This window comes from Paenibacillus macerans, from assembly GCF_900454495.1.
GTDB lineage: Bacteria > Bacillota > Bacilli > Paenibacillales > Paenibacillaceae > Fontibacillus > Fontibacillus macerans.
Genome location: NZ_UGSI01000001.1, coordinates 762056 through 783393 on the forward strand (window position 1 = coordinate 762056; position 21338 = coordinate 783393).

Below are 21338 nucleotides of genomic sequence, written 5' to 3' on the forward strand. Positions count from 1 at the left end.
TTTTGGCAAAGGAGGGGACCAGGATGGCCAATTTGCTGGAGATCTCCGGCCTCCGCACGGAGTTTACGACGCCGGGAGGCGTCATCAAGGCGGTGGATGGCGTCAGCTTTACGGTGCGCAAAGGGGAAACGCTCGGGATCGTCGGCGAATCGGGATGCGGGAAGAGCATCACCTCGCTGTCGATCATGCAGCTCCTACCGAAGCGGGTAGGCCGCGTCGCGGCGGGGGAAATCCGCTTCGAGGGCAAAAACCTGCTGACCGCTTCGCGCAGGGAAATGCGCCAAATTCGCGGCAATCGCATTGCGATGATTTTCCAGGAGCCGATGACGTCCCTGAATCCGGTATTCAAAGTCGGCAAGCAAGTATCCGAAGCCGCGCGCTATCATTTGAAAATCGGCAAACAGGAAGCGCGTAGGCGGGTGGTGGAGATGCTGGCCAAAGTCGGGATTCCCCGTCCCGAAAAAATATTCGACCAATATCCGCACCAGTTGTCCGGCGGCATGCGGCAGCGGGTGATGATCGCCATGGCGATGGTGTGCAACCCGAGCCTGCTGATCGCGGATGAGCCGACCACAGCCCTCGACGTGACGATTCAGGCGCAGATCCTCGATTTGATGCGCGATTTGCAGAGCAAAGAAGGAACATCGATCATGATGATCACCCACGACCTTGGGGTCGTGGCGGAAATGTGCGATCGCGTCGTCATTATGTATGCCGGGCAGGTCGTGGAAGAGACGGACGTCAAGACGCTGTTCCGGGAGCCGAGGCATCCTTATACCCGCGGCCTGCTGGCTTCGCTGCCGCAGCTGGCGGGGGACGCCGACCGGCTGAAGTCGATTCCGGGGCAGGTTCCGAGCCCGCTGGAAATGCCTTCGGGCTGCCGCTTCGCGCCCCGCTGTCCGATGCGTGAGGAACGCTGCCAACAGGCGGAGCCGGAGCTTAAGGAAGTCGCTCCAGGCCATCTGTGCCGGTGTCTGCTTGAACAGGAGGCTAGCTTATGAGTACCCTGCTTGAAGTGCGGAACTTGAAAAAGCATTACCCGATCCGCAAAGGACTGCTGTCCAAGCAAGTCGGCTCGGTGAAAGCGGTCGACGGAGTCACGATGTCGGTGCAGCGGGGGGAAACGCTCGCCGTTGTCGGCGAGTCCGGCTGCGGCAAATCGACGACGGGGCGGGCGATTTTGCGCCTGATCGAGCCGACGGACGGCGAAATCCGGTTTGACGGCACCGACGTGCGGGCGCTGAACCCGGAGCAGTTGCGGCAGATGCGCACGCAGATGCAGATGGTGTTCCAGGATCCTTACGCTTCGTTGGATCCGCGCTGGACCGTGCGGCAAACGCTGGAGGAGCCGCTCCGCACGCACAGTCCCGGCAGCGCCAGCGAGCTGAAGGACCGGGTGGCCGAACTGATGGGGGTCGTCGGGCTGTCGCCTTATCACGCTGACCGTTACCCGCACGAGTTTTCCGGCGGCCAGCGGCAGCGGATCGGCATCGCCCGGGCCCTGGCGCTGAACCCGAAGTTTATCGTCTGCGACGAGCCGGTATCCGCGCTGGACGTGTCGATTCAGGCGCAGGTGCTGAATCTGATGCAGGACTTGCAGGACCGGTTTGGTTTGACCTATCTGTTCATATCCCACGACCTGTCCGTGGTGAAGTTTATCAGCGACCGTGTCGCGGTGATGTATTTGGGTAAAGTAGTCGAGCTGGCGCCGACGGCGGAGCTGTTTGCGGCCCCGCTGCACCCGTATACCAAGGCGCTAATGTCCGCCGTGCCCGTGCCGAACCCGGAGCAGCGTCCGGAAAGAATCGTTCTTACCGGCGATGTTCCGAATCCGGAGCATCCGCCGAGCGGCTGCGCATTCCATACGCGCTGCCCGCTAGCGACCGATCTCTGCCGCAAGGAGCCCCCCGCGTTAAGGGATGTGTCTTCCGGCCGGCAGGCCGCTTGCCATCTTGTGTAACTGATTCGGAGATGAACATATACAATAGTAGAGAAGCGGAATAGGCATACGCCTGTAGGATGTTGCTTAAATGTTTGAACCGCCGGTTTTTTGTACCGGCGGTTTTTTTAGATTAAAGACTTATAACTCAACTTTCGCAGCAAAAAATCGGCAGACACGCCTTGATGTAGCTGGGTAAAGCAGCAATCCATTGGCCGGAGGAAGCGTCAACGATGCAGAGGCGTCACGATCCGGCGGGGTCAGCGTACCTACCTTTTGCTCCGTAGCCGTTTCGAGCCGTGTCACAAATTGCCGCCAGGCGAGGGGCCGTCTAAAGGGACTGTCTAAAGCGTTCGTGTCTTGGTGTCCCTGCCTGCTGCTGCCTTAGCACGATTATTCCCTTCGTTCAGGAGCAGGGAGCAGGGGGAGGGCTAGAGCAAAGGTTCCAAAAAAGAGAGAAGAAAAAACAAAAAAGCTGAGGAAAAAATGAGGTGGTTCAGGTGAGATTTACGGCTTGATAAGAGAACGTATGTTTGCTATAATGAAATAAATGGAATATATGTACGTATATTCTTGATTCGGGGGCGAGCGGATATGGAAGTCAATGCGGGAACGGAACTTCAATCATTCAGCAGCCGTTTTAACAGCGAGCAGGACTGCATGGAAGCGCTAATCGCGATGAAGTGGCCAAACGGCTTTGTCTGCCCGCGCTGCGCTCACACCCGGTGCAGCTATCTGACCTCCCGGCATATCCCTTTGTTCGAGTGCGGAAAGTGCAAGCATCAAACATCGCCTTTGGTCGGCACGATTTTTGAAGGAACGCATCTCCCTCTGGTGAAGTGGTTTCAGGCCCTGGATTTATTCCTGCTTGAGGGCGGCATCTCGGCGCTGCGGCTGAGCAAGGTGATCCGGGTCGCCTACAAAACAGCCTGGTCGATGCTGCACAAAATACGCCATGCCGTGGGGGAGTTCGATGCCCGGGAGCTGCTCTCCGGAGACGTGAAGGTGAACAGCGATCAGTATGGGCGTAATCCGTCCCGGTGTCAGCTTTCGCATCCGTACGCCTCGGCGGTCGTGGCCGGCTGCACGGTCACGGAGTCGGGCGAGCCGGAACAGGTCAAAATCCGCCTGGTACCGCATAAGCGGGGAGGCGAAAAAAGGGCAAACCGTCACGATCTAACCGCGTTCATCAATGGGCATGTGGATGTCCGTACATCGGCGGTACAGTTGTTCCCTCAGGCCTTTCGGCTGTATGCGCCCTTGCGGAAAGTGGTGAGAGAGGCATGGGAATCGCTGAAGAGTACGTATGGAGCCCTGGGACTGAAGCATCTGCAGGCGTACCTGAACGAGTACACCGTACGCCGTCGGCTGCGCCTGCAAGGAGGACTGCCCGGAGCGGAAGAAACGATGCGGCAGAAGTTGCTGCGCATGTGTGTGGCGATTCCGGCGATCCCATACCGCCGGCTGATCGCGCGCCAACCGAACCAGTCCCTTGCGGCTGCGGCCTGATCGAGACGCTGGAACGGTGGGGGGAGCTTGATGCAGATCAACTTAATGGGTCCTTGATCTCCTGTCCGGTCTGTTTTACCTACCCTAAACCTGATTCCTTCTCCTAAGCCCGTCTAAATTATCTCGAACCTATCTGCTTCTTCACTAATATTTTTTTCTCCCGAGCTTGTCTGTTTCTCTGCTACCTGATCAAACGGGATAATCATGCAAAGTCTCCGGACATCGAGTGTCGATCTGCCTCACCCCCCTCCACTCCCCTGTCCTCAGACCCATGCCAAAAGCATGAATACAGCCCCGGAATTGCAAGCATATTTCTCACATTGAAACAATAGTGACAACGTTCGGGTTGTTGTTAAAAAAAAGTCGAGATTCATCTCGATGCGAGATGTGTGTTCCGACAAAAATCAGCTTTTTTATCGGATAGACAGTTAAAAATGATGAAATGTGTCTAGTAATGATTCATCTCAACTTGAGATGAAAACGATATAAAAAAGTTGTGTATAAATGATGAACTTTTTAAGGAAAGCGTTTTAAAAAAGTGGTACAATAATCTGGGTTTCAGCTGATGTTTCCATGATGAGGGCTTTTTAACCTCTAATACCGCCTGTTGATAGGAGGATTTTTACGCATGAATATCCATGAATATCAAGGAAAAGAAGTCCTGAAGCAGTACGGCGTTGCCGTTCCTGAAGGACGGGTGGCATTTACGGTCGATGAAGCCGTTGAAGCGGCGAAAGCGCTGGGGACTCCTGTAGTCGTTGTCAAAGCGCAGATCCACGCCGGGGGCCGGGGAAAAGCCGGCGGCGTCAAAGTCGCGAAAAATTTGGACGAAGTCAAAAGCTATGCGCAGGAGCTTCTCGGCAAAGTGCTGGTCACGCATCAGACGGGACCTGAAGGCAAGGAGGTTAAGCGACTCCTGATCGAGCAGGGCTGCGATATCAAGAAGGAATACTATGTCGGCGTTGTCGTCGACCGCGGCACGGGACGCGTTACGATGATGGCTTCCGAGGAAGGCGGCACGGAAATCGAAGAAGTGGCCGCGGCTACGCCGGAGAAAATTTTTAAAGAAGTGATCGATCCGGCAGTCGGACTTACGCCGTTTCAGGCGCGCCGTTTGGCTTTTGCGATTAACATTCCAAGCGAGCTTGTCGGAAAAGCCGCGCAGTTTATGCTGGCTTTGTACAATGCGTTTATTGACAAAGATTGCTCCATTGCGGAAATCAACCCGTTGGTTGTGACCGGTGACGGCAATGTGCTGGCACTCGACGCCAAGCTGAATTTTGATTCGAACGCTTTGTTCCGTCACAAGGACATTTTGGAGCTGCGCGATTTGGAAGAAGAGAACGAAAAGGAGATCGAAGCCTCCAAATTCGACCTTAGTTATATCGCCCTCGATGGGAACATCGGCTGCATGGTTAACGGGGCCGGCCTGGCGATGGCAACGATGGACATCATTAAATATTATGGCGGCGACCCGGCCAACTTCCTGGATGTAGGGGGCGGTGCGACGGCCGAGAAAGTCACGGAGGCGTTTAAAATCATTTTGTCCGACGCCAAGGTGAAGGGTATTTTCGTCAATATTTTTGGCGGCATCATGAAATGCGACGTCATTGCTTCCGGCATTGTTGAAGCGGCAAAGCAGGTCGGTCTGGACCGTCCGCTCGTCGTACGGCTGGAAGGCACGAACGTAGCTCTTGGAAAACAGATTTTGGCCGATTCGGGGCTGGCGATCGTATCCGCAGACTCCATGGCTGACGGCGCGCAAAAGATCGTTTCGCTTGTATCCTAAGTTTTACCTATCCATGAAGGGGAGGCTCGAAATATGAGTATTTTGGTCGATAAAAATACAAAGGTCATCACCCAGGGGATTACAGGCAAAACCGCCCTGTTTCACGCCAAAGGCGCCCTGGATTACGGCACCCAAATGGTGGGGGGGACTTCGCCGGGCAAAGGGGGAAGCCAGGTTGACATTGCCCTGGAAAACGGGAGCACGGTCAGCCTGCCCGTTTTCAACACGGTGAAGGAAGCGAAAGCCGCTACCGGTGCGACCGCCAGCGTGATTTACGTGCCGCCGGCGGCGGCGGCCGATTCCATTCTCGAAGCCGTAGAAGCGGAAATGGAGCTCGTCATCTGCATTACGGAAGGGATTCCGGTGCTCGATATGGTTAAAGTCAAACGTTATATGGAAGGAAAAAAGACCGTGCTGATCGGTCCGAACTGCCCTGGCGTAATCACACCGGGGGAATGTAAAATCGGCATTATGCCGGGATACATTCATCTTCCCGGTCATGTCGGCGTCGTCTCCCGCAGCGGTACGCTGACGTACGAAGCCGTGCATCAGCTTACGACCCGCGGCATCGGGCAATCCTCGGCCGTCGGCATCGGCGGCGACCCGGTAAAGGGATCGGAGTTTATCGATATTTTACGCCGGTTTAATGAAGACGAGAATACGCATGCCGTTATCATGATCGGGGAAATCGGCGGCACGGCGGAAGAGGAAGCGGCCGAATGGATCAAGGAAAACATGACGAAACCTGTCGTCGGTTTCATCGGCGGGGTTACGGCGCCTCCGGGAAAACGGATGGGTCATGCCGGCGCGATCATTTCCGGCGGGAAAGGCACGGCGAAGGAAAAAATCGCCAAGCTTGAGGCCTGCGGCATCAAAGTTGCGCCGACGCCTTCGGAAATGGGCGCTACGCTCGTCAGCGTGCTCGAAGAACGCGGTCTGCTCGACCTCTGCACGACACATTGATTTTTATTTGGTATAATATGCTAAAGTGCGAGTTCAAAAAGTCGGCTTTTCAGCACCGAGAAGGTTGGATGAAGCTAGGGACTGAGGAGCGGAGCGTACGTTTTGGGTACGTGAGCACCGGAAGGCCCGGCTGAATTCAAGATTCGACGTCGAATCCGCTTCTTGTCTTGCTTCGTGATCAAAAGTTGACTTTTTGAACTACCTTTGAAAGGTAAGCAACCTTCTTATGGCCCATTGCGGCGGGAAGGTTGCTTTTTTTGTTGTACTGGCATACATCTGAATGGAGGAATGGCGATGGAGAAAAAATGGATTCTGGTGGGGCTGCACGAAAGCCCCGGACTTGGCTGGAAAAGAATTCGGGGCATTCTGTCCCGGCCCGATTGGGGGGAGGCGCCGGACTTCACCTCCGCGGACTGGATGGAGCGGGGGCTCGGTTCCGAACTGGCCATGCAAATGTCCGAGCTTTTCACCTTGAACTGGATCGAGTCCCGGTTGGAGCTGATGAGGCGCAAAAGGATTCAAGCGATCACCCGGTTTGATGAGGAGTATCCCTTATTAATGAAGGAGACCGCCCGCCCGCCTTGGGTGTTGTACACGCTGGGCGAGCCCCGCTTGCTCTCCACGCTGTCGGTAGCCGTCGTAGGAACGCGTCTGCCTACCGCGTATGGACGCAAGGTTGCCGTTCAGCTGGCGGAGGAGCTGTGTGCCCACGGCATTACGGTCGTCAGCGGTTTGGCCCGCGGGATTGACGGGATCAGCCACGAGGCGGCGCTCCGGGCGGGCGGCTCGACAATCGCCGTGCTGGGTACGGCCATTGATGTCGCCTATCCGCCGGAAAACGCCTCTCTGTACCGCAGCATTGCGGAACAGGGGCTGATCGTCTCCGAATACCCGATCGGCACGCCGGGCCATCCCGGCATGTTTCCACGGCGCAACCGGATCATCGCCGGGATCAGCCGCGGCACGGTGGTCGTGGAAGCGGACGCCCGCAGCGGTTCGCTTATTACGGCGGATTGGGCGCTGGAAGCGAACCGGGACGTATTTGCCGTGCCCGGTCCGATCACCTCGCCCAAAAGCCGCGGTACGCTGGCGCTGCTAAAGCAGGGGGCGAAAATCGTGACCGATGCCCAGGATATTTGGGAGGAATATGGGGCTATCCTTCCCGTGCCCAAAATGCCTGTCCAAACCGGGAAAAACGCAAACAAGTTGACAGATGAGGAGCGGCGCATATACCATATGTTGGAGCAGGGAAACGCCAGTTTTGACGAATTGCTTGTAAAAACCGAATGGGATTTTGGACTTTTACATTCAGTTCTGTTATCTTTAATCATGAAAAAAACGGTGGTCCAGCTCCCTGGCTCCGTATATCAACTAATATAGTCCATTCCTAACCGAGAGTGGCTGAATATATGACTATATCAGATGGAAGTTTGTATGTTTGAGAGGAGGACGAACCTGTGGCGGATTCACTCGTCATCGTGGAATCGCCTGCCAAGGCGAAAACGATTGGCAAATACCTAGGCAGCAAATACATCGTGAAAGCCTCAATGGGCCATGTTCGCGATTTACCCAAAAGCCAAATTGGGGTTGAAGTTGAGAACGACTTCAGTCCGAAGTATATTACGATCCGTGGGAAGGGTTCCGTATTAAAAGAATTGAAGGATGCCAGTAAAAAGGTCAAAAAAATCTATCTGGCAGCCGACCCTGATCGCGAAGGAGAAGCGATAGCCTGGCATTTGGCCCATGTTTTGGACGTGGATGAAAAAGAAACGTGCCGCGTCGTATTTAATGAGATTACGAAGCAGGCCGTGAAGGATGCGTTTAAAAGCCCGCGCAAAATCAATATGGATTTGGTAAACGCGCAGCAGGCCAGACGCATTCTGGACCGGCTCGTCGGTTACAAGATCAGCCCGCTGCTGTGGAAAAAGGTCAAAAAGGGTTTGTCGGCCGGCCGTGTTCAGTCGGTTGCCGTCAAGATCATTTTGGACCGGGAAAACGAAATTTCCGCGTTTGTGCCCGAAGAATACTGGAGCATTACGGCGAGGCTAAAAACCGGAGAGTCTTCGTTTGAAGCGAAGTTTCATCAACTCCGCGGCGAAAAGCTTGAGCTGAAGAGCGAGCAGCAGGTTAAGGAGATTTTACAATCCATCGAAAAAGCTAAATTCAGCGTTGCCGAAGTCAAGGAGAAGGAACGTCTGCGCCATCCCGCCGCTCCGTTTACGACAAGCTCCCTGCAGCAGGAAGCGGCCCGCAAGCTGAATTTCCGCGCCGCCAAAACGATGTCCGTCGCCCAACAGCTGTATGAGGGCGTTGACCTCGGGAAAGAAGGCACCGTCGGCCTCATTACCTACATGCGTACCGACTCGACCCGGATTGCCGCGTCGGCGCAGGAGGAAGCGAAGGAATATATCCTGGGCAAGTACGGCAAAGACTACGTTCCCGAATCGCCGCGCCAGTATTCGAAGAAGGCGGCCGGCGCTCAGGATGCCCACGAAGCGATCCGCCCGACGTCGGCAATGCGCGACCCCGAATCGGTCAAGGAATTCACCAGCCGGGACCAGTATCGGCTGTATAAGCTGATTTGGGACCGCTTTATGGCCAGCCAAATGTCTTCGGCCGTACTGGATACGCTGTCCGTCGATATCGCTGCCGGCGAAGCAACGTTCCGCGCCGTCGGGTCGAAAATCCGCTTTCCGGGATTTATGAAGGTATATGTGGAGGGCAACGACGACGGAAGCGCCAACGACGATGACAAGTTTTTGCCGCCGCTGGCACAAGGGGATAAGCTGATCACGGAAGAGATCGAGCCGAAGCAGCACTTCACCCAGCCGCCACCACGGTATACGGAGGCCCGCCTCGTCAAAACGCTGGAGGAACTGGGCATTGGACGCCCAAGCACCTATGCGCCGACCCTGGAGACGATTCAAAAACGCGGATACGTCGCGATTGAGGAGAAGAAGTTTGTGCCGACCGAGCTGGGCGAGCTGGTCATCGAGCAAATGGAGCAATTTTTCCCGGAAATCCTCGATGTGGAGTTTACGGCCCATATGGAGGAAGATCTTGACCATGTGGAAGAGGGCGCCGAGGATTGGGTCCGGGTGCTCAGCGAGTTCTACGAATCGTTTGAGAAGCGGCTTAGCGTGGCCGAGGAAGAAATGAAGGAAATCGAGATCGAAGACGAGGTTTCCGATGAGCTTTGCGAAAAATGCGGCAAACCGATGGTGTATAAGCTGGGGCGGTTCGGCAAGTTTCTCGCTTGCTCGGGGTTCCCGGATTGCCGGAACACGAAGCCGATCGTCAAGGATATCGGCGTTACTTGCCCGAAATGCAAGGAAGGCCATGTGGTAGAACGGCGCAGCAAGAAAGGGCGGATTTTTTACGGCTGCGATCGTTATCCGGAGTGCGATTTCGTATCCTGGGATAAGCCGTCGCCCAAGCCCTGCCCGAAATGCGGCTCGCTGCTTGTGGAAAAGCGGAACAAGCAGGGCGGCAAGCTGCAGTGCACTTCCTGCGATTACGTGGAGGCCATCGAGGAAAACGACGACGGGGCCGACGAATAAACCGCGGCCTCCCGTTAGAACCACTACCGTACAAATCCATATTTGAAGCGGGAAATCATCTAAGATACCCAGCAGGAGACTTGGGGGGATTTTACTCTTATGAACAACAATAAAGTAACGGTTATCGGTGCGGGGCTGGCGGGCAGCGAAGCGGCTTGGCAAATCGCGAGCCGCGGCGTCCCCGTCGTGCTCTACGAAATGCGCCCGGTCGTAAAAACCCCGGCTCACCACACGGATAAATTCGCCGAGCTCGTATGCAGCAACTCGCTGCGGGCCAACGGTTTAACCAACGCCGTCGGCGTGCTCAAGGAAGAGATGCGGCTGCTGAATTCGCTCGTGCTCGGCGCCGCCGACCGCAATGCGGTTCCGGCGGGCGGGGCGCTGGCGGTGGACCGCGACGGCTTCTCCGGAGAAATTACGCGCACGCTGCGCGAGCATCCCCTGATCGAAGTGGTGAACGAGGAGATCCGGGAGCTTCCGCAGGAGGGGATCGTCGTGATTGCCACGGGTCCGCTTACGTCTCCCGCACTGTCGGAACAGATCAAGCGGCTGACCGGCGAGGACTACTTTTATTTCTATGACGCCGCCGCCCCGATCGTGGAGAAAGACTCGATCGATATGGGCAAAGTGTATCTCGCCTCCCGTTACGATAAAGGCGAAGCCGCTTATCTCAACTGTCCGATGACGGAGGAGGAGTTCGACGCTTTCTACGAAGCGCTGATTTCCGCCGAAGTGGCCCAACTCAAAGAATTCGAGAAAGAAGTGTATTTCGAAGGCTGCATGCCGATCGAAGTCATGATGCGGCGCGGCAAGCAGACCGCGCTGTTCGGGCCGATGAAGCCCGTGGGCCTCGTCAACCCGCATACCGGCACGCTCCCTTATGCCGTTGTGCAGCTTCGCCAGGATAACGCGGCGGGGACGCTGTACAACCTGGTGGGCTTCCAGACCCATTTGAAGTGGGGCGAGCAGAAGCGCGTCTTTTCGATGATCCCCGGCCTGGAAAACGCCGAATTCGTCCGTTACGGCGTCATGCACCGCAACACCTTCATCAATTCACCGAAGCTGCTTGACCCGACGTATCAGCTGAAGGCGAGGCCTACGCTCTTTTTTGCCGGCCAGATGACCGGCGTCGAAGGCTACGTCGAGTCCGCCGCCTCCGGCCTGATCGCCGGCATCAACGCCGCGCGCGCCGCCTCCGGCGCCGAAGGCATCGTCTTTCCCGCGGACACGACGCTCGGCAGCATGGCCCGTTACATCACGACCGCGGACTTCGAGCATTTCCAGCCGATGAACGCCAATTTCGGCCTGTTCCCGAAGCTGGATACCCGCTACCGCAAAAAAGCCGAAAAAAACGAAGCGCTCGCCCAGCGTGCGCTGCAAAGCTTGAGAAACTTTATGACAGAAGAACGGTTGGGCTAACCACCGTTTTTTTGCACTCTACGTGACAAAAGGGAATCCAGCAAGCTCATTAAGTCATAACATAGAACTAGCGTTAAAAAAAGCGCCAGTTGCAGCTCGTAGTCAAGCGAATCCCGAAGGGAGAGCGCCTAAGGAGCGCCTCACTCCCTCCTACGTTAGTCCCCTTTGCGGGTATCCAAAGGGCAGCAGGCCCTTGGAGCCCTCCCTTACGGTAAGGGAGGGTTTGGGAGGGTTGAGATAAGAAGAAAGGAAGGCGATACACATGATTCCGACTTTTCACGCTACAACGATCTGCGCCGTTCGTCATAACGGCAAGGGGGCGATTGCGGGCGACGGACAGGTTACTTTTGGAGAGAACGTTGTAATGAAGCAGACCGCCAAAAAAGTCCGCCGCTTATACCGCGGGCAAGTGCTCGCCGGGTTTGCGGGCTCGGTTGCTGACGCGATAACGTTGTTTGAGAAATTTGAAGGCAAGCTGGAAGAACACCACGGCAATTTGCAAAGGGCTGCCGTCGAGCTGGCCAAAGATTGGCGTCAGGATCGGGTGCTGCGCAAGCTGGAGGCGCTGATGATCGTGATGGACCATTCGGGAATGCTGCTCATTTCCGGGGGAGGAGAAATCATCGAGCCTGATGACGACGTGTTGGCCATTGGCTCTGGCGGCAACTTTGCGCTTTCGGCGGCCCGGGCGCTCAAACGGCATGCCGGCGCAATGGAGGCCAAAGACATCGTACGGGAGTCCCTGCAGATCGCCTCGGAAATTTGCGTGTATACGAACAGCAACATTATCGTGGAAGAGCTTTAAAGCGGCCTAGGCCACACTATTTTCTCAGGAGGGACGTATCGTGAGCGAGAAAAATTTAACGCCAAGACAAATCGTCGCAGAGCTGGACAAATATATCGTAGGCCAAAAACAAGCGAAAAAATCCGTGGCCGTAGCCTTGCGGAACCGCTATCGGCGAAGCCTGCTCCACGAAGAGGTACAGGATGAAATCGTGCCGAAGAACATTTTGATGATCGGCCCGACAGGGGTTGGTAAAACGGAAATCGCCCGCCGTCTCGCCAAGCTGGTAGGAGCGCCTTTTGTGAAAGTGGAGGCTACCAAATTTACCGAGGTTGGTTATGTCGGCAGGGATGTTGAATCCATGGTCCGGGATCTCGTTGAAACGGCCATACGCACCGTAAAGCTGGAGCGTACCGAAAAGGTCAAAGACAAGGCGGAAGAGCTTGCCAACGAACGGCTCGTCCATATACTGGTTCCTTCCGAAAACAAGGCCAAGAGCGGGCGAAATCCGTTCGAAATGCTGTTTGGTGGCGGAAACCAGGGCAGCGTTCCGAGCCAGGAGCAAGACGAGGAGGACACCAGCCTGGCCGAACGCCGCCGCCAGGTCCGCTTCAAGCTGCTTGCCGGCCAACTGGAAAACGATATTGTCGAAGTCGAGGTGGAGGACAATACGCCTACGATGATGGACATGTTTGCCGGACAAGGCAATGACCAGCTCGGGATCAACATGCAGGAAATGTTCGGAAACCTTTTGCCGAAACGCACAAAAAAAAGAAAATTGACCGTAAAAGAAGCGCGTAAAGTGCTGACGCAGGAAGAAGCCTCCAAGCTGATCGACCATGATGATCTTATCCAAGAGGCGATCACGAGAGCGGAGCAAAGCGGGATCATTTTTATCGATGAAATCGATAAAGTGGCCAGCCGGGGGCAAGGCTCCGGACCGGACGTTTCCCGCGAAGGCGTGCAGCGCGATATTTTGCCGATCGTTGAAGGTTCGACGGTTATGACGAAATACGGCCCGATCAAAACCGACTATATTTTGTTTATCGCCGCAGGGGCATTCCATATCGCCAAACCGTCGGATTTGATTCCCGAATTGCAGGGGCGGTTTCCGATCCGCGTTGAGCTTAGCAGTTTGTCGCTGGACGATTTTGTTTCGATTTTGACGGAGCCGCAAAACGCGCTCACCAAACAGTACATTGAACTGCTGCGCACCGAAAACCTGGAGATCGAGTTTTCCGACGAAGCCATTCGGGAAATCGCCAGAATCGCCGCGTCCGTAAATGCCAACACCGAAAATATCGGGGCAAGAAGACTGCACACTATTCTGGAAAAATTGCTGGAGGACTTATCCTTTGAGGCCCCGGAGCTAACGTTGGAAAAAATGGTGATCACTCCGGAATACGTAAGGGAAAAATTAGGAGAAATTGCCCAGGATCGTGATTTGAGCCAGTTTATTTTGTAAGCATTTCGACGATTTTTTTGTGCAAATCGGCTTTTTTACCCAGGACCTGACACTCTTTTCACAAATTCTTCAAGAAAGGCCGCCTGCCTATGAAAATAGGGGCGGTTTTTTTGTTATTCCGACAAAATTGATAAATTTTGGTTTGATTGAAAATTGTCGAATCTTGGGTGTTTTATAGAAAAAACTTCAATTAATGAAAATGATAACTAATTATGTCCTAAAGATAGGGCTTTTTTCTTATTGTAATAATGTCGAATCTCCATGAAACTTAGGATATATGACATCATGGAAAATTTTCTGTAACTAGGACATAAGAAAGACAGCGAGAAAGACAATAATTAGCAAAAATTTGTCGAAAAAAAGAGGATTTATTAGTTGTTTGTTGAATTATGAAAATTAACTACTCAATAAGACTTAAGGGGGGGAAATAAGGTGCAATTGTTGAATGGGTTGGGATTTAACAGACTGGAGACCGCATTGCAGGCCGCCAATCTTCGGCAGGGGGTTATTGCCAATAATATCGCAAATGAAGACACCCCCTACTATAAGCGTTCAAGCGTTTCTTTTGAAAGCATGCTGCAGGCCGAATTGAACGGCGACATGCCCGCCTTGCAGGGCAAAAGAACCGATTCCAGGCATTTCGTTATAGGGCCGTCGACGGGCATTCCGGAACCGAAAGTCCTAACGGATGAGAGCACGATCATGAACAACAACCAGAACAACGTGGACATCGACAGCGAGATGGCCCAACTCGCCGAAAATCAGCTTCGGTACAATTCTTACATCGAACAGCTGAGTTACATGATCAAAATGAAACGCACGGCTATAGAAGGGAGATAACCTAAATGACGATCAGCAACAGTTTCAGTATTAGTTCTTCCGCACTAACTGCGCAGCGTCTCCGGATGGACGTCATTTCCTCGAACATTGCCAACGCCGAGACGACAAGAGCCAGAATCGAGAACGGCCAAGCGGTTCCTTACCGCAGAAAAACCGTCGTCATGGCTCCCAAGGAAGCTGACTTTGGCAGCGCGTTGAGTTCCGCTCTGGAGGGCGGCTTCGACGGCCAAGGGGTTAAAATCACGAAGATTCAGGAAGACCCCGCTCCTTTTAAGCCGGTGTACAATCCGACGCATCCCGATGCGGACAGCGAAGGGTACGTGTACATGCCGAACGTGGACATTTTGAAAGAAATGGTGGACATGATTTCGGCTACCCGGTCCTATGAGGCCAACGTAACGGTGCTGAACGCCAGTAAGGCAATGATCACCAAAGCGCTGCAAATCGGCAAATAAACATAAGGCAAGCTAGAAATCAAGCAGTTAGGAGTGTTGACCTTTGATTGAAAGAATGAGCTTTGACGCCGTCAAATCGCTAGTGGGGCCGCAGCTGCCAAGCAAACCGCAGGTGCCGACTCCCGCCGAATCGATTAAAAGTTTCAGTTCTTATTTGAGCGACGCGTTGGACGGAGTGGCTGCGCAAGAAACGAACGCGCAGACAGTCAACGATCAATTTATGCTAGGAAATGCAAGCGCCGACCAGATGATGATCGCCTCAGAGCAAGCTTTGTTAAGTTTGCAATTGACGACACAAGTACGCAACAAAGTGATAGAAGCTTATCAAGAAATTATGCGTACGCAAATTTAACGATTTTAGATGCTTCGGATGAGGTGACATTGTGAATGAGAGAATCGCTCAGTACCGGGACCGATTAACCGGGTACTGGAACCAATTCAGCAAAAAACAGAAGACATTATTGATAGCTACCATCGCATTCGTACTGCTCGCCGTGATCCTGATGACGATCCAATTCTCCAAAACGGAGTATGAAGTAGCTTTTACGGACCTGGATTCGACCGATGCTGCCGGGATTATCAATTATTTGGAATCCGGAGGCATCCCTTACAAATTGAGTCCGGACGGCACAGCGATTTCGGTTCCGAGCAAAAACGCGTCCCGCGTCAAGGTGGACGTTGGGTCGCAAGGAATCGTTAAAAGCGGCTCCATCGGGCTGGAAGCTTTTAACGAGAGCACTTCGCTGATCGGCATGACGGATAATGAATTCAATGTCAAATACAAAAACGCTCTGAACGGTGAAGTCGAACAGTTGCTTAAACAGATGCAGGGTGTCAAGGACGCCAAGGTATTGATCAATCTTCCCGCGGAAAACGTGTTTGCCAGTCCGGACGAACAGCAAAAAGCGACGGCTTCCGTCGTGCTTACCTTCAATCCGGGATATCGCGCAAACCAGGAAGCTATCGACGGATACTTCAATCTGGTGAAGACGTCGGTGCCGAATTTGCCGGTTGAAAACATCTCCATGTCATCCAGCGACGATACCGTACTATTGCCCAGCGGACAAGGCGGGACCAGCGGTACTCTATCGGCGGCGGTTCAGGAAAACATGGCCTTGCAGAAAAAATTCGAAAGCGATGTTCGCCAGAGTGTGAAACAGTTCCTTTCCAGATTGACGGGACCGGACAAAATTGAGGTGTTGGTCGCATCCAAACTCAATTTTGACCAAGTAACGCAAAAAGACAATCTGGTGACGCCGGTCGATACCGACAACATGAAAGGGATCGAAATCAGCGCGCAAAAGGTGCAAAAGAGCTACACGGGCAATGCAAGTCCGGACAGCGGAGTTCCGGGAACCGGCCAGCAGGATGTCGTCAACTATCCTTCGGCTCAGGCTAACGGCGGCTCATCTTCGGAGGAATCGTCCTCGACGATCAATTACGAAGTGAATCGGATTACGAAGGATATCGTTGCCAGCCCTTATGTCATTAAAGATTTAACCATCAACGTTGCCGTTGAACCACCGGATGGACAGCAAACCTTGGACGATACGACCCGTTTGGCCATTGAAAATATTTTGACTAACATCGTCGGTTCCTATCTTGCCGATTCCGGTACTACATATACAGACGCAGAACTGCAGCGAAAAGTTTCAGTCGTCTCGCAACCATTTCATAATGAAGCGCAGCAAAATACAGGTCTGAGCCTCTCTAACCCGGTAGTATGGGGCGTGGGCGCGGCTGCACTGCTGGCACTGGCAGGCATAGGATTCGTCTTGTTCCGCCGCCGCCGCAACCAACAACTGGCAGAAGAGGAAGAAGATATTTCGATGCCTCTTACTCCGGAATTTCCGTCCATTAATTTGGATTCGGTCACGAATGAGAACCAAGTGCGCAAACAACTGGAGACGCTGGCCAAGAAGAAGCCGGAGGAATTCGTTAACTTGCTTCGCACATGGCTAGCTGACGATTAGAGGTGAACGCATTGTCAAAAACAACGAGCACAGTGTTAACCGGGAGACAGAAAGCGGCTATATTGTTGATCACGCTCGGGCCTGAGGTATCGGCGGAAATTTTCAAGCATTTGCGCGATGATGAAATCGAACAACTGACGCTGGAAATCGCCAATGTCCGCAAAGTGGACAGCGCGGAAAAAGAGATGATCATGGCCGAGTTTCACCAGATTTGTCTGGCCCAAGAGTATATTACGCAGGGCGGGATCACTTACGCCAAGGAGATTTTGGAGAAGGCGCTTGGACAGTCCAAGGCGCTGGATATCATTAACCGGCTGACGGCGACCTTGCAGGTGAGACCTTTCGATTTCGCCCGCAAGGCCGACCCGAACCAAATTTTAAACTTTATTCAGAACGAGAATGCCCAGACGATTGCCCTTGTTTTGTCTTATCTGCAATTTGAACAGGCGGCGGCGATCCTCTCCTCCTTGCCGCAGGAGAAGCAGGCGGAGGTTGCCAGAAGAATCGCCGTGATGGACAGCACGTCTCCGGAAGTGATTTCTCAAGTAGAACGAGTGTTGGAACAAAAGCTTTCCGCTACCGTAACCCAGGACTACACCAGCGCGGGCGGCATCGAGTCGATCGTGCAGATTTTGAACGGGGTCGACCGGGGGACGGAAAGGACGATTCTCGATTCGCTGGAAATTCAAGATCCGGAGCTGGCCGAGGAAATCAAAAAGCGGATGTTTGTTTTCGAAGATATCGTCAACATCGACAACCGCTCGATCCAACGGATTATTCGCGATATCGAAAACGCCGATCTGCAGCTTGCCCTCAAAGTGGCCAGCGAAGAAGTCCGGGAAGCCGTTTTCCGCAACATGTCGAAACGGATGTCCGAGACGTTCAAGGAAGAAATGGAATACATGGGACCTGTGCGGCTGCGTGATGTCGAAGAAGCGCAGACCCGCATCGTAGCTACGATCCGCAGACTGGAAGAAGCTGGTGAGATCATCATCGCCCGCGGCGGAGGAGATGACATCATTGTCTAATGTGATTAAGGTGTCGCAGTACGTTCCGGTGGATGTGTTGAAACAGCTCAATTTGGCGAAGCCGCTTGGGGCTCCGGAGGAGCACCATGATATAGCGGCGTCCCCTGTGGTTGAAGAAGACGTTCCGTCGCCGGAGGATATCGCCGCGGAACAAACACGCAAGCAAATGCTTGAAGATGCCAAGGAGTTTGCCGAACGCCAGGTAAGGGAAGCGTCGGAACAAGCCGAGCAGCTGCTTGCCGAAGCCCGCGAGCAGATTGAAGCTTGGTGGCAAGAGCGCCGGGAGCAGGATGAGCATTTGATTGAGGCGCTTAAATCGGAAGGCTTCAGCCAAGGGTTTGAGGAAGGTAAAGTTCAAGCGGAGTTGACGTTGAAGGCTAAGGTCGACGAAATGATGCGGGAAGCGGGAGGCGTGCTGCAGCAGGCTTACGTTGAGAAAGAACGGATTATTCAGGAGGCTGAACCGTTTCTCGTGGAGCTTAGCTGTGCGATTGCCGAAAAAGTTATCGATAAGCAGCTGAACGTCGATCCGGATTATACGCTGGAGCTGATCAAGAAGAGCCTGGCGCGCAAACGGGAGCAAGGCGTTATTACATTGTGCGTTTCGCCCGCTCACTTTGCTTTCGTGCAGGCTGCAAGGGAGGAGCTCGGCCTGGCGATCGATTCGCAAGCGGAGCTGCAAATATTGCCGGACCCTACCGTAAAAGACCGGGGCTGCGTGATTCGTTCCGCTTTCGGCAGCGTGGATGCCCGTATCGATACGCAGCTGGCCGAAATCAAAAAAGAGCTGGTGCGCATCGCGATGCAGGCGGAAGAGCGGGGGCAGACGAACGATGAGCATGAACGCTGAGCGTTATATCGATCATCTTAGGCAGCTTGATCCGGTCCGGATTAACGGAAAGGTGACTCAGGTCATAGGTCTTATGGTGGAATCCGAAGGTCCCGATGCCAGCATCGGCGACGTCTGCTACATCTATCCGACGAAAGCGTCGCAGCCGCTGCAGGCCGAAGTCGTCGGCTTTCGGGACAACAAAGTGCTGCTGATGCCGCTGGGAGAACTCCAGTCCATCGGTCCCGGATGCGATGTGGTCGGAACCGGAAAACCGCTCACCGTGCAAGTGGGGTCCGAGCTTTTGGGCAAAGTGCTGGATGGTTTGGGCCAGCCGCTCGACGGTTCGCTTCTGCCTTCGCGGATGGGCCACTACTCGACCTTCAACAAGCCGATGAACCCGCTGAATCGTCCGCGTGTAGCCGAACCGATCAGCATCGGGGTCCGAGCGATCGACGGATTGCTGACGATTGGCAAAGGGCAGCGGGTAGGTATTTTCGCCGGCTCCGGGGTAGGTAAGAGCACCTTGATGGGAATGATTGCCCGCAATACGGCGGCCGATGTCAACGTTATCGCTTTGGTCGGGGAACGCGGCCGGGAGGTGCTGGATTTCATTGAACGGGATCTTGGCCCTGAAGGCCTGGAACGATCCGTCGTTATCGTGGCCACTTCGGACCAGCCCGCTTTGATTCGGATGAAAGGCGCGCTCATCGCTACGACGATTGCCGAATATTTTCGCGATCGCGGTTTGAACGTCATGCTGATGATGGATTCGGTGACGCGTTACGCGATGGCGCTCCGTGAAGTGGGGCTTGCCGTCGGAGAGCCGCCGGCGATGAGAGGGTACACGCCTTCGGTATTCGCCGCGCTGCCCAAGCTGATGGAAAGGGCGGGTACCGGGCCGGCCGGATCGATAACCGCTTTCTATACCGTGCTGGTTGACGGTGACGACATGAATGAGCCGATCGCCGACGCGGTGAGGGGGATTTTGGACGGACATATTGTGCTGAACCGGGGCATAGCGAACAAGGGACATTTTCCGGCTATCGACATTTTGGCCAGCATAAGCCGGGTTATGAAAGATATTGTTCCCGAGCAGCAAAACGAGGCGGCCGAAAATTACAAAAGGCTGCTGGCGGTATACAAAGATTCCGAGGATCTGATCAACATCGGCGCTTACCAGCGGGGGTCCAATGCCGATATCGACGAAGCGATCGAATACATACAGGGCATTTGGGCTTTCTCGAAACAGAAAGTAAGCGAAAAGGTAACGCTCGCCGAAGCGCAAGAACGCTTAATTTCCGAATTTGCAAGGAGATGACCCTTAAAGGATGAAATTCCGTTACGTCTATCAGAAAGTTTTGGATTTGAAATCAAACGAGAAGACGCAAGCTGAATGGATGTTGTCCGCCGCCGTCGGGGAACTGCAGTCGGAACAGCGTTCCTTGGAGCAATTGTTCGAGGAACAGGCGAGAACCGCTTCGGCCATTCAAGACGAGATGGAAAATAGCGCTTCAATGCTGAAGCTCCAGGAACTTCAACGGTACATGGAATATATCGAGCAATCCATCGCCCGGAAGCTGGGGGATGTCAAGCGCGCCGAATTGAAGGTAGAGCAAAAGAAGTCGATTTTAAACGGAAAGATGCTCGATGAAAAAGTTTGGTTGAAAGCGAAAGAAAAAGCGAAAGAAAAATTTCAGCACGAAATGCTTCTTCGGGAACAAAACGAGCTGGATGAGATGGCCACCGTCCGGTTTGCCATGAGGGCCCGTTAAATTTTGTGCGGGCGAAAATTATGGGTTTTTCGAAGGAGGAAAGAAAATGGCTAAGACGGAGCTGAAGCTGGAGGAAGAAGAGCTGGAGGAATCGGGCGGCGGGTTCTCGCGTTTTCTGTTTTTCATGACGCCGATCTTGTTTACGGTTGTTCTTTTTGCGGTGCTATTGTATCTGTTTAACACGAACTTTCGGAATACGCTGCTGGATATCGGGAACAAAGTGCCGTTTATTAACAACTTCGTGCCCGATCCCGAGCTAACCGATGAAGAGAAGGCCGCTGCGCCGGCGGATGAGAAGAAGCAGCAAGAAAGCACGGACGCTACGGTCAAGGAATTGAAGGAACAGGTCGCCCGTCAACAGGCGCAGTTGCAGGCGGCGAACCAGCAAGCTGCGGAGCAGCAGGACAAGGTGAAGCAGCTTGAGCAGGAGCTGGCCGCGGCAGAGCAGAAATCCGCGGAGGAACAGCAGGCCGCCGAAACCGAGGCTTATCAAAAGGAAGTAAAAAAGCTGGCTCAGTTGTATGCGGAAATGAGCCCCAGTAAAGCGGCGGCCATTTTCGGCAATTTAACGACGGATGAAACGCTGCAGATGCTTAACGCGATGAGCAATGAGAGCAAAGTGGCGATTCTCGAAAAAATGGATCCGCAAAAAGCGGCGGCCATTTCGATCAAGCTCAAGGACGTAAAGACCTCGGATGATTTGGCGATCGCCGCGTTGCAGTCGCGGCTGAAGAAGGACGCGGCTTCGGGAGCCGCGGGTTCGGCCAAAGGACTGGACGATGCCCAGCTTAGCCAGACGTTCGCTTCCATGTCGTCCGACGCCGCTTCCCAGTTGATTTTGCAAACTTACAAAGTCAGCCCGGACAAAGGCTTGAAAATTTTAAAGGCCGTCGATGACAACACCCGGTCAAAAATTTTGGAAAGCATGACGAAAACCGACGAAAAAACTTCGGTGAAAATTTTGAATCAGCTGTTAGCCAAATGATATCAAAACAGCGGGCAACGCCCAT

19 protein-coding genes are annotated in these 21338 nt (G+C 53.9%); all 19 read left to right on the plus strand.

Annotated elements, in window-relative coordinates; translation table 11 throughout:
* The first annotated feature begins 23 nt into the window (after positions 1–23).
* On the plus strand, positions 24–1001 hold the full coding sequence (locus DYE26_RS03525; protein ID WP_036622228.1) for an ABC transporter ATP-binding protein: 978 nt from the start codon (positions 24–26) through the stop codon (positions 999–1001).
* Positions 998–1960 (plus strand): ABC transporter ATP-binding protein, encoded by a 963-nt coding sequence (locus tag DYE26_RS03530; protein WP_036622229.1) that lies wholly within the window; start codon positions 998–1000, stop codon positions 1958–1960. Before DYE26_RS03525 ends, DYE26_RS03530 begins: the two co-directional genes overlap by 4 nt.
* Before the next feature lie 573 nt (positions 1961–2533).
* Positions 2534–3448 (plus strand): transposase, encoded by a 915-nt coding sequence (locus DYE26_RS03535; protein WP_115311172.1) that lies wholly within the window; start codon positions 2534–2536, stop codon positions 3446–3448.
* Between the two features lie 628 nt (positions 3449–4076).
* The gene (sucC, locus tag DYE26_RS03540; RefSeq protein ID WP_036622233.1) at positions 4077–5237 is read left to right on the plus strand and encodes an ADP-forming succinate--CoA ligase subunit beta; all 1161 of its coding nucleotides are present in this window, start codon (positions 4077–4079) and stop codon (positions 5235–5237) included.
* 33 nt (positions 5238–5270) lie between these two features.
* Positions 5271–6200, plus strand: a complete 930-nt coding sequence (gene sucD, locus DYE26_RS03545) for a succinate--CoA ligase subunit alpha (RefSeq protein WP_036622235.1) — start codon at positions 5271–5273, stop codon at positions 6198–6200.
* Between the two features lie 294 nt (positions 6201–6494).
* Positions 6495–7580 (plus strand): DNA-processing protein DprA, encoded by a 1086-nt coding sequence (gene dprA / locus DYE26_RS03550; protein ID WP_036622236.1) that lies wholly within the window; start codon positions 6495–6497, stop codon positions 7578–7580.
* 77 nt (positions 7581–7657) lie between these two features.
* Positions 7658–9760, plus strand: coding sequence for a type I DNA topoisomerase (topA, locus tag DYE26_RS03555; RefSeq protein ID WP_036622237.1), 2103 nt, complete (start codon positions 7658–7660; stop codon positions 9758–9760).
* Between the two features lie 99 nt (positions 9761–9859).
* Complete coding sequence (gene trmFO, locus DYE26_RS03560; protein ID WP_036622238.1) at positions 9860–11179, plus strand: methylenetetrahydrofolate--tRNA-(uracil(54)-C(5))-methyltransferase (FADH(2)-oxidizing) TrmFO; 1320 nt, start codon at positions 9860–9862, stop codon at positions 11177–11179.
* A 262-nt stretch (positions 11180–11441) separates the two neighbouring features.
* The gene (gene hslV / locus DYE26_RS03565; RefSeq protein WP_036622240.1) at positions 11442–11984 is read left to right on the plus strand and encodes an ATP-dependent protease subunit HslV; all 543 of its coding nucleotides are present in this window, start codon (positions 11442–11444) and stop codon (positions 11982–11984) included.
* A 40-nt stretch (positions 11985–12024) separates the two neighbouring features.
* Positions 12025–13428, plus strand: a complete 1404-nt coding sequence (hslU, locus tag DYE26_RS03570) for an ATP-dependent protease ATPase subunit HslU (RefSeq protein WP_036622242.1) — start codon at positions 12025–12027, stop codon at positions 13426–13428.
* A 432-nt stretch (positions 13429–13860) separates the two neighbouring features.
* Complete coding sequence (gene flgB / locus DYE26_RS03575; RefSeq protein WP_036622243.1) at positions 13861–14268, plus strand: flagellar basal body rod protein FlgB; 408 nt, start codon at positions 13861–13863, stop codon at positions 14266–14268.
* 5 nt (positions 14269–14273) lie between these two features.
* On the plus strand, positions 14274–14723 hold the full coding sequence (flgC, locus tag DYE26_RS03580) for a flagellar basal body rod protein FlgC (RefSeq protein WP_036622245.1): 450 nt from the start codon (positions 14274–14276) through the stop codon (positions 14721–14723).
* A 55-nt stretch (positions 14724–14778) separates the two neighbouring features.
* On the plus strand, positions 14779–15075 hold the full coding sequence (gene fliE / locus DYE26_RS03585; protein ID WP_036628012.1) for a flagellar hook-basal body complex protein FliE: 297 nt from the start codon (positions 14779–14781) through the stop codon (positions 15073–15075).
* A gap of 31 nt (positions 15076–15106) precedes the next feature.
* Positions 15107–16696, plus strand: coding sequence for a flagellar basal-body MS-ring/collar protein FliF (fliF, locus tag DYE26_RS03590; RefSeq protein ID WP_036622246.1), 1590 nt, complete (start codon positions 15107–15109; stop codon positions 16694–16696).
* Between the two features lie 11 nt (positions 16697–16707).
* Positions 16708–17724, plus strand: a complete 1017-nt coding sequence (gene fliG, locus DYE26_RS03595) for a flagellar motor switch protein FliG (protein ID WP_036622248.1) — start codon at positions 16708–16710, stop codon at positions 17722–17724.
* Entirely contained in the window at positions 17717–18574 is an 858-nt protein-coding gene (locus tag DYE26_RS03600; RefSeq protein WP_036622249.1) for a FliH/SctL family protein, read from the plus strand. Before fliG ends, DYE26_RS03600 begins: the two co-directional genes overlap by 8 nt.
* Entirely contained in the window at positions 18558–19874 is a 1317-nt protein-coding gene (fliI, locus tag DYE26_RS03605; RefSeq protein WP_036622250.1) for a flagellar protein export ATPase FliI, read from the plus strand. The genes DYE26_RS03600 and fliI overlap by 17 nt, the downstream gene beginning before the upstream one ends.
* A gap of 10 nt (positions 19875–19884) precedes the next feature.
* Positions 19885–20328, plus strand: a complete 444-nt coding sequence (gene fliJ / locus DYE26_RS03610) for a flagellar export protein FliJ (RefSeq protein WP_036622251.1) — start codon at positions 19885–19887, stop codon at positions 20326–20328.
* Between the two features lie 46 nt (positions 20329–20374).
* Complete coding sequence (locus DYE26_RS03615; protein WP_036622252.1) at positions 20375–21313, plus strand: MotE family protein; 939 nt, start codon at positions 20375–20377, stop codon at positions 21311–21313.
* The last annotated feature ends 25 nt before the right edge of the window (positions 21314–21338 follow it).

Excerpts from the sequence above, each read along its gene's own strand:
- DYE26_RS03525 (WP_036622228.1), top strand. The coding sequence starts at position 24 with ATGGCCAATTTGCTGGAGATCTCCGGCCTCCGCACGGAGTTTACGACG.
- DYE26_RS03530 (WP_036622229.1), top strand. The coding sequence starts at position 998 with ATGAGTACCCTGCTTGAAGTGCGGAACTTGAAAAAGCATTACCCGATC.
- DYE26_RS03535 (WP_115311172.1), top strand. The coding sequence starts at position 2,534 with ATGGAAGTCAATGCGGGAACGGAACTTCAATCATTCAGCAGCCGTTTT.
- sucC (WP_036622233.1), top strand. The coding sequence starts at position 4,077 with ATGAATATCCATGAATATCAAGGAAAAGAAGTCCTGAAGCAGTACGGC.
- sucD (WP_036622235.1), top strand. The coding sequence starts at position 5,271 with ATGAGTATTTTGGTCGATAAAAATACAAAGGTCATCACCCAGGGGATT.
- dprA (WP_036622236.1), top strand. The coding sequence starts at position 6,495 with ATGGAGAAAAAATGGATTCTGGTGGGGCTGCACGAAAGCCCCGGACTT.
- trmFO (WP_036622238.1), top strand. The coding sequence starts at position 9,860 with ATGAACAACAATAAAGTAACGGTTATCGGTGCGGGGCTGGCGGGCAGC.
- hslV (WP_036622240.1), top strand. The coding sequence starts at position 11,442 with ATGATTCCGACTTTTCACGCTACAACGATCTGCGCCGTTCGTCATAAC.
- flgC (WP_036622245.1), top strand. The coding sequence starts at position 14,274 with ATGACGATCAGCAACAGTTTCAGTATTAGTTCTTCCGCACTAACTGCG.
- fliE (WP_036628012.1), top strand. The coding sequence starts at position 14,779 with ATGAGCTTTGACGCCGTCAAATCGCTAGTGGGGCCGCAGCTGCCAAGC.
- fliI (WP_036622250.1), top strand. The coding sequence starts at position 18,558 with ATGAGCATGAACGCTGAGCGTTATATCGATCATCTTAGGCAGCTTGAT.
- fliJ (WP_036622251.1), top strand. The coding sequence starts at position 19,885 with ATGAAATTCCGTTACGTCTATCAGAAAGTTTTGGATTTGAAATCAAAC.
- DYE26_RS03615 (WP_036622252.1), top strand. The coding sequence starts at position 20,375 with ATGGCTAAGACGGAGCTGAAGCTGGAGGAAGAAGAGCTGGAGGAATCG.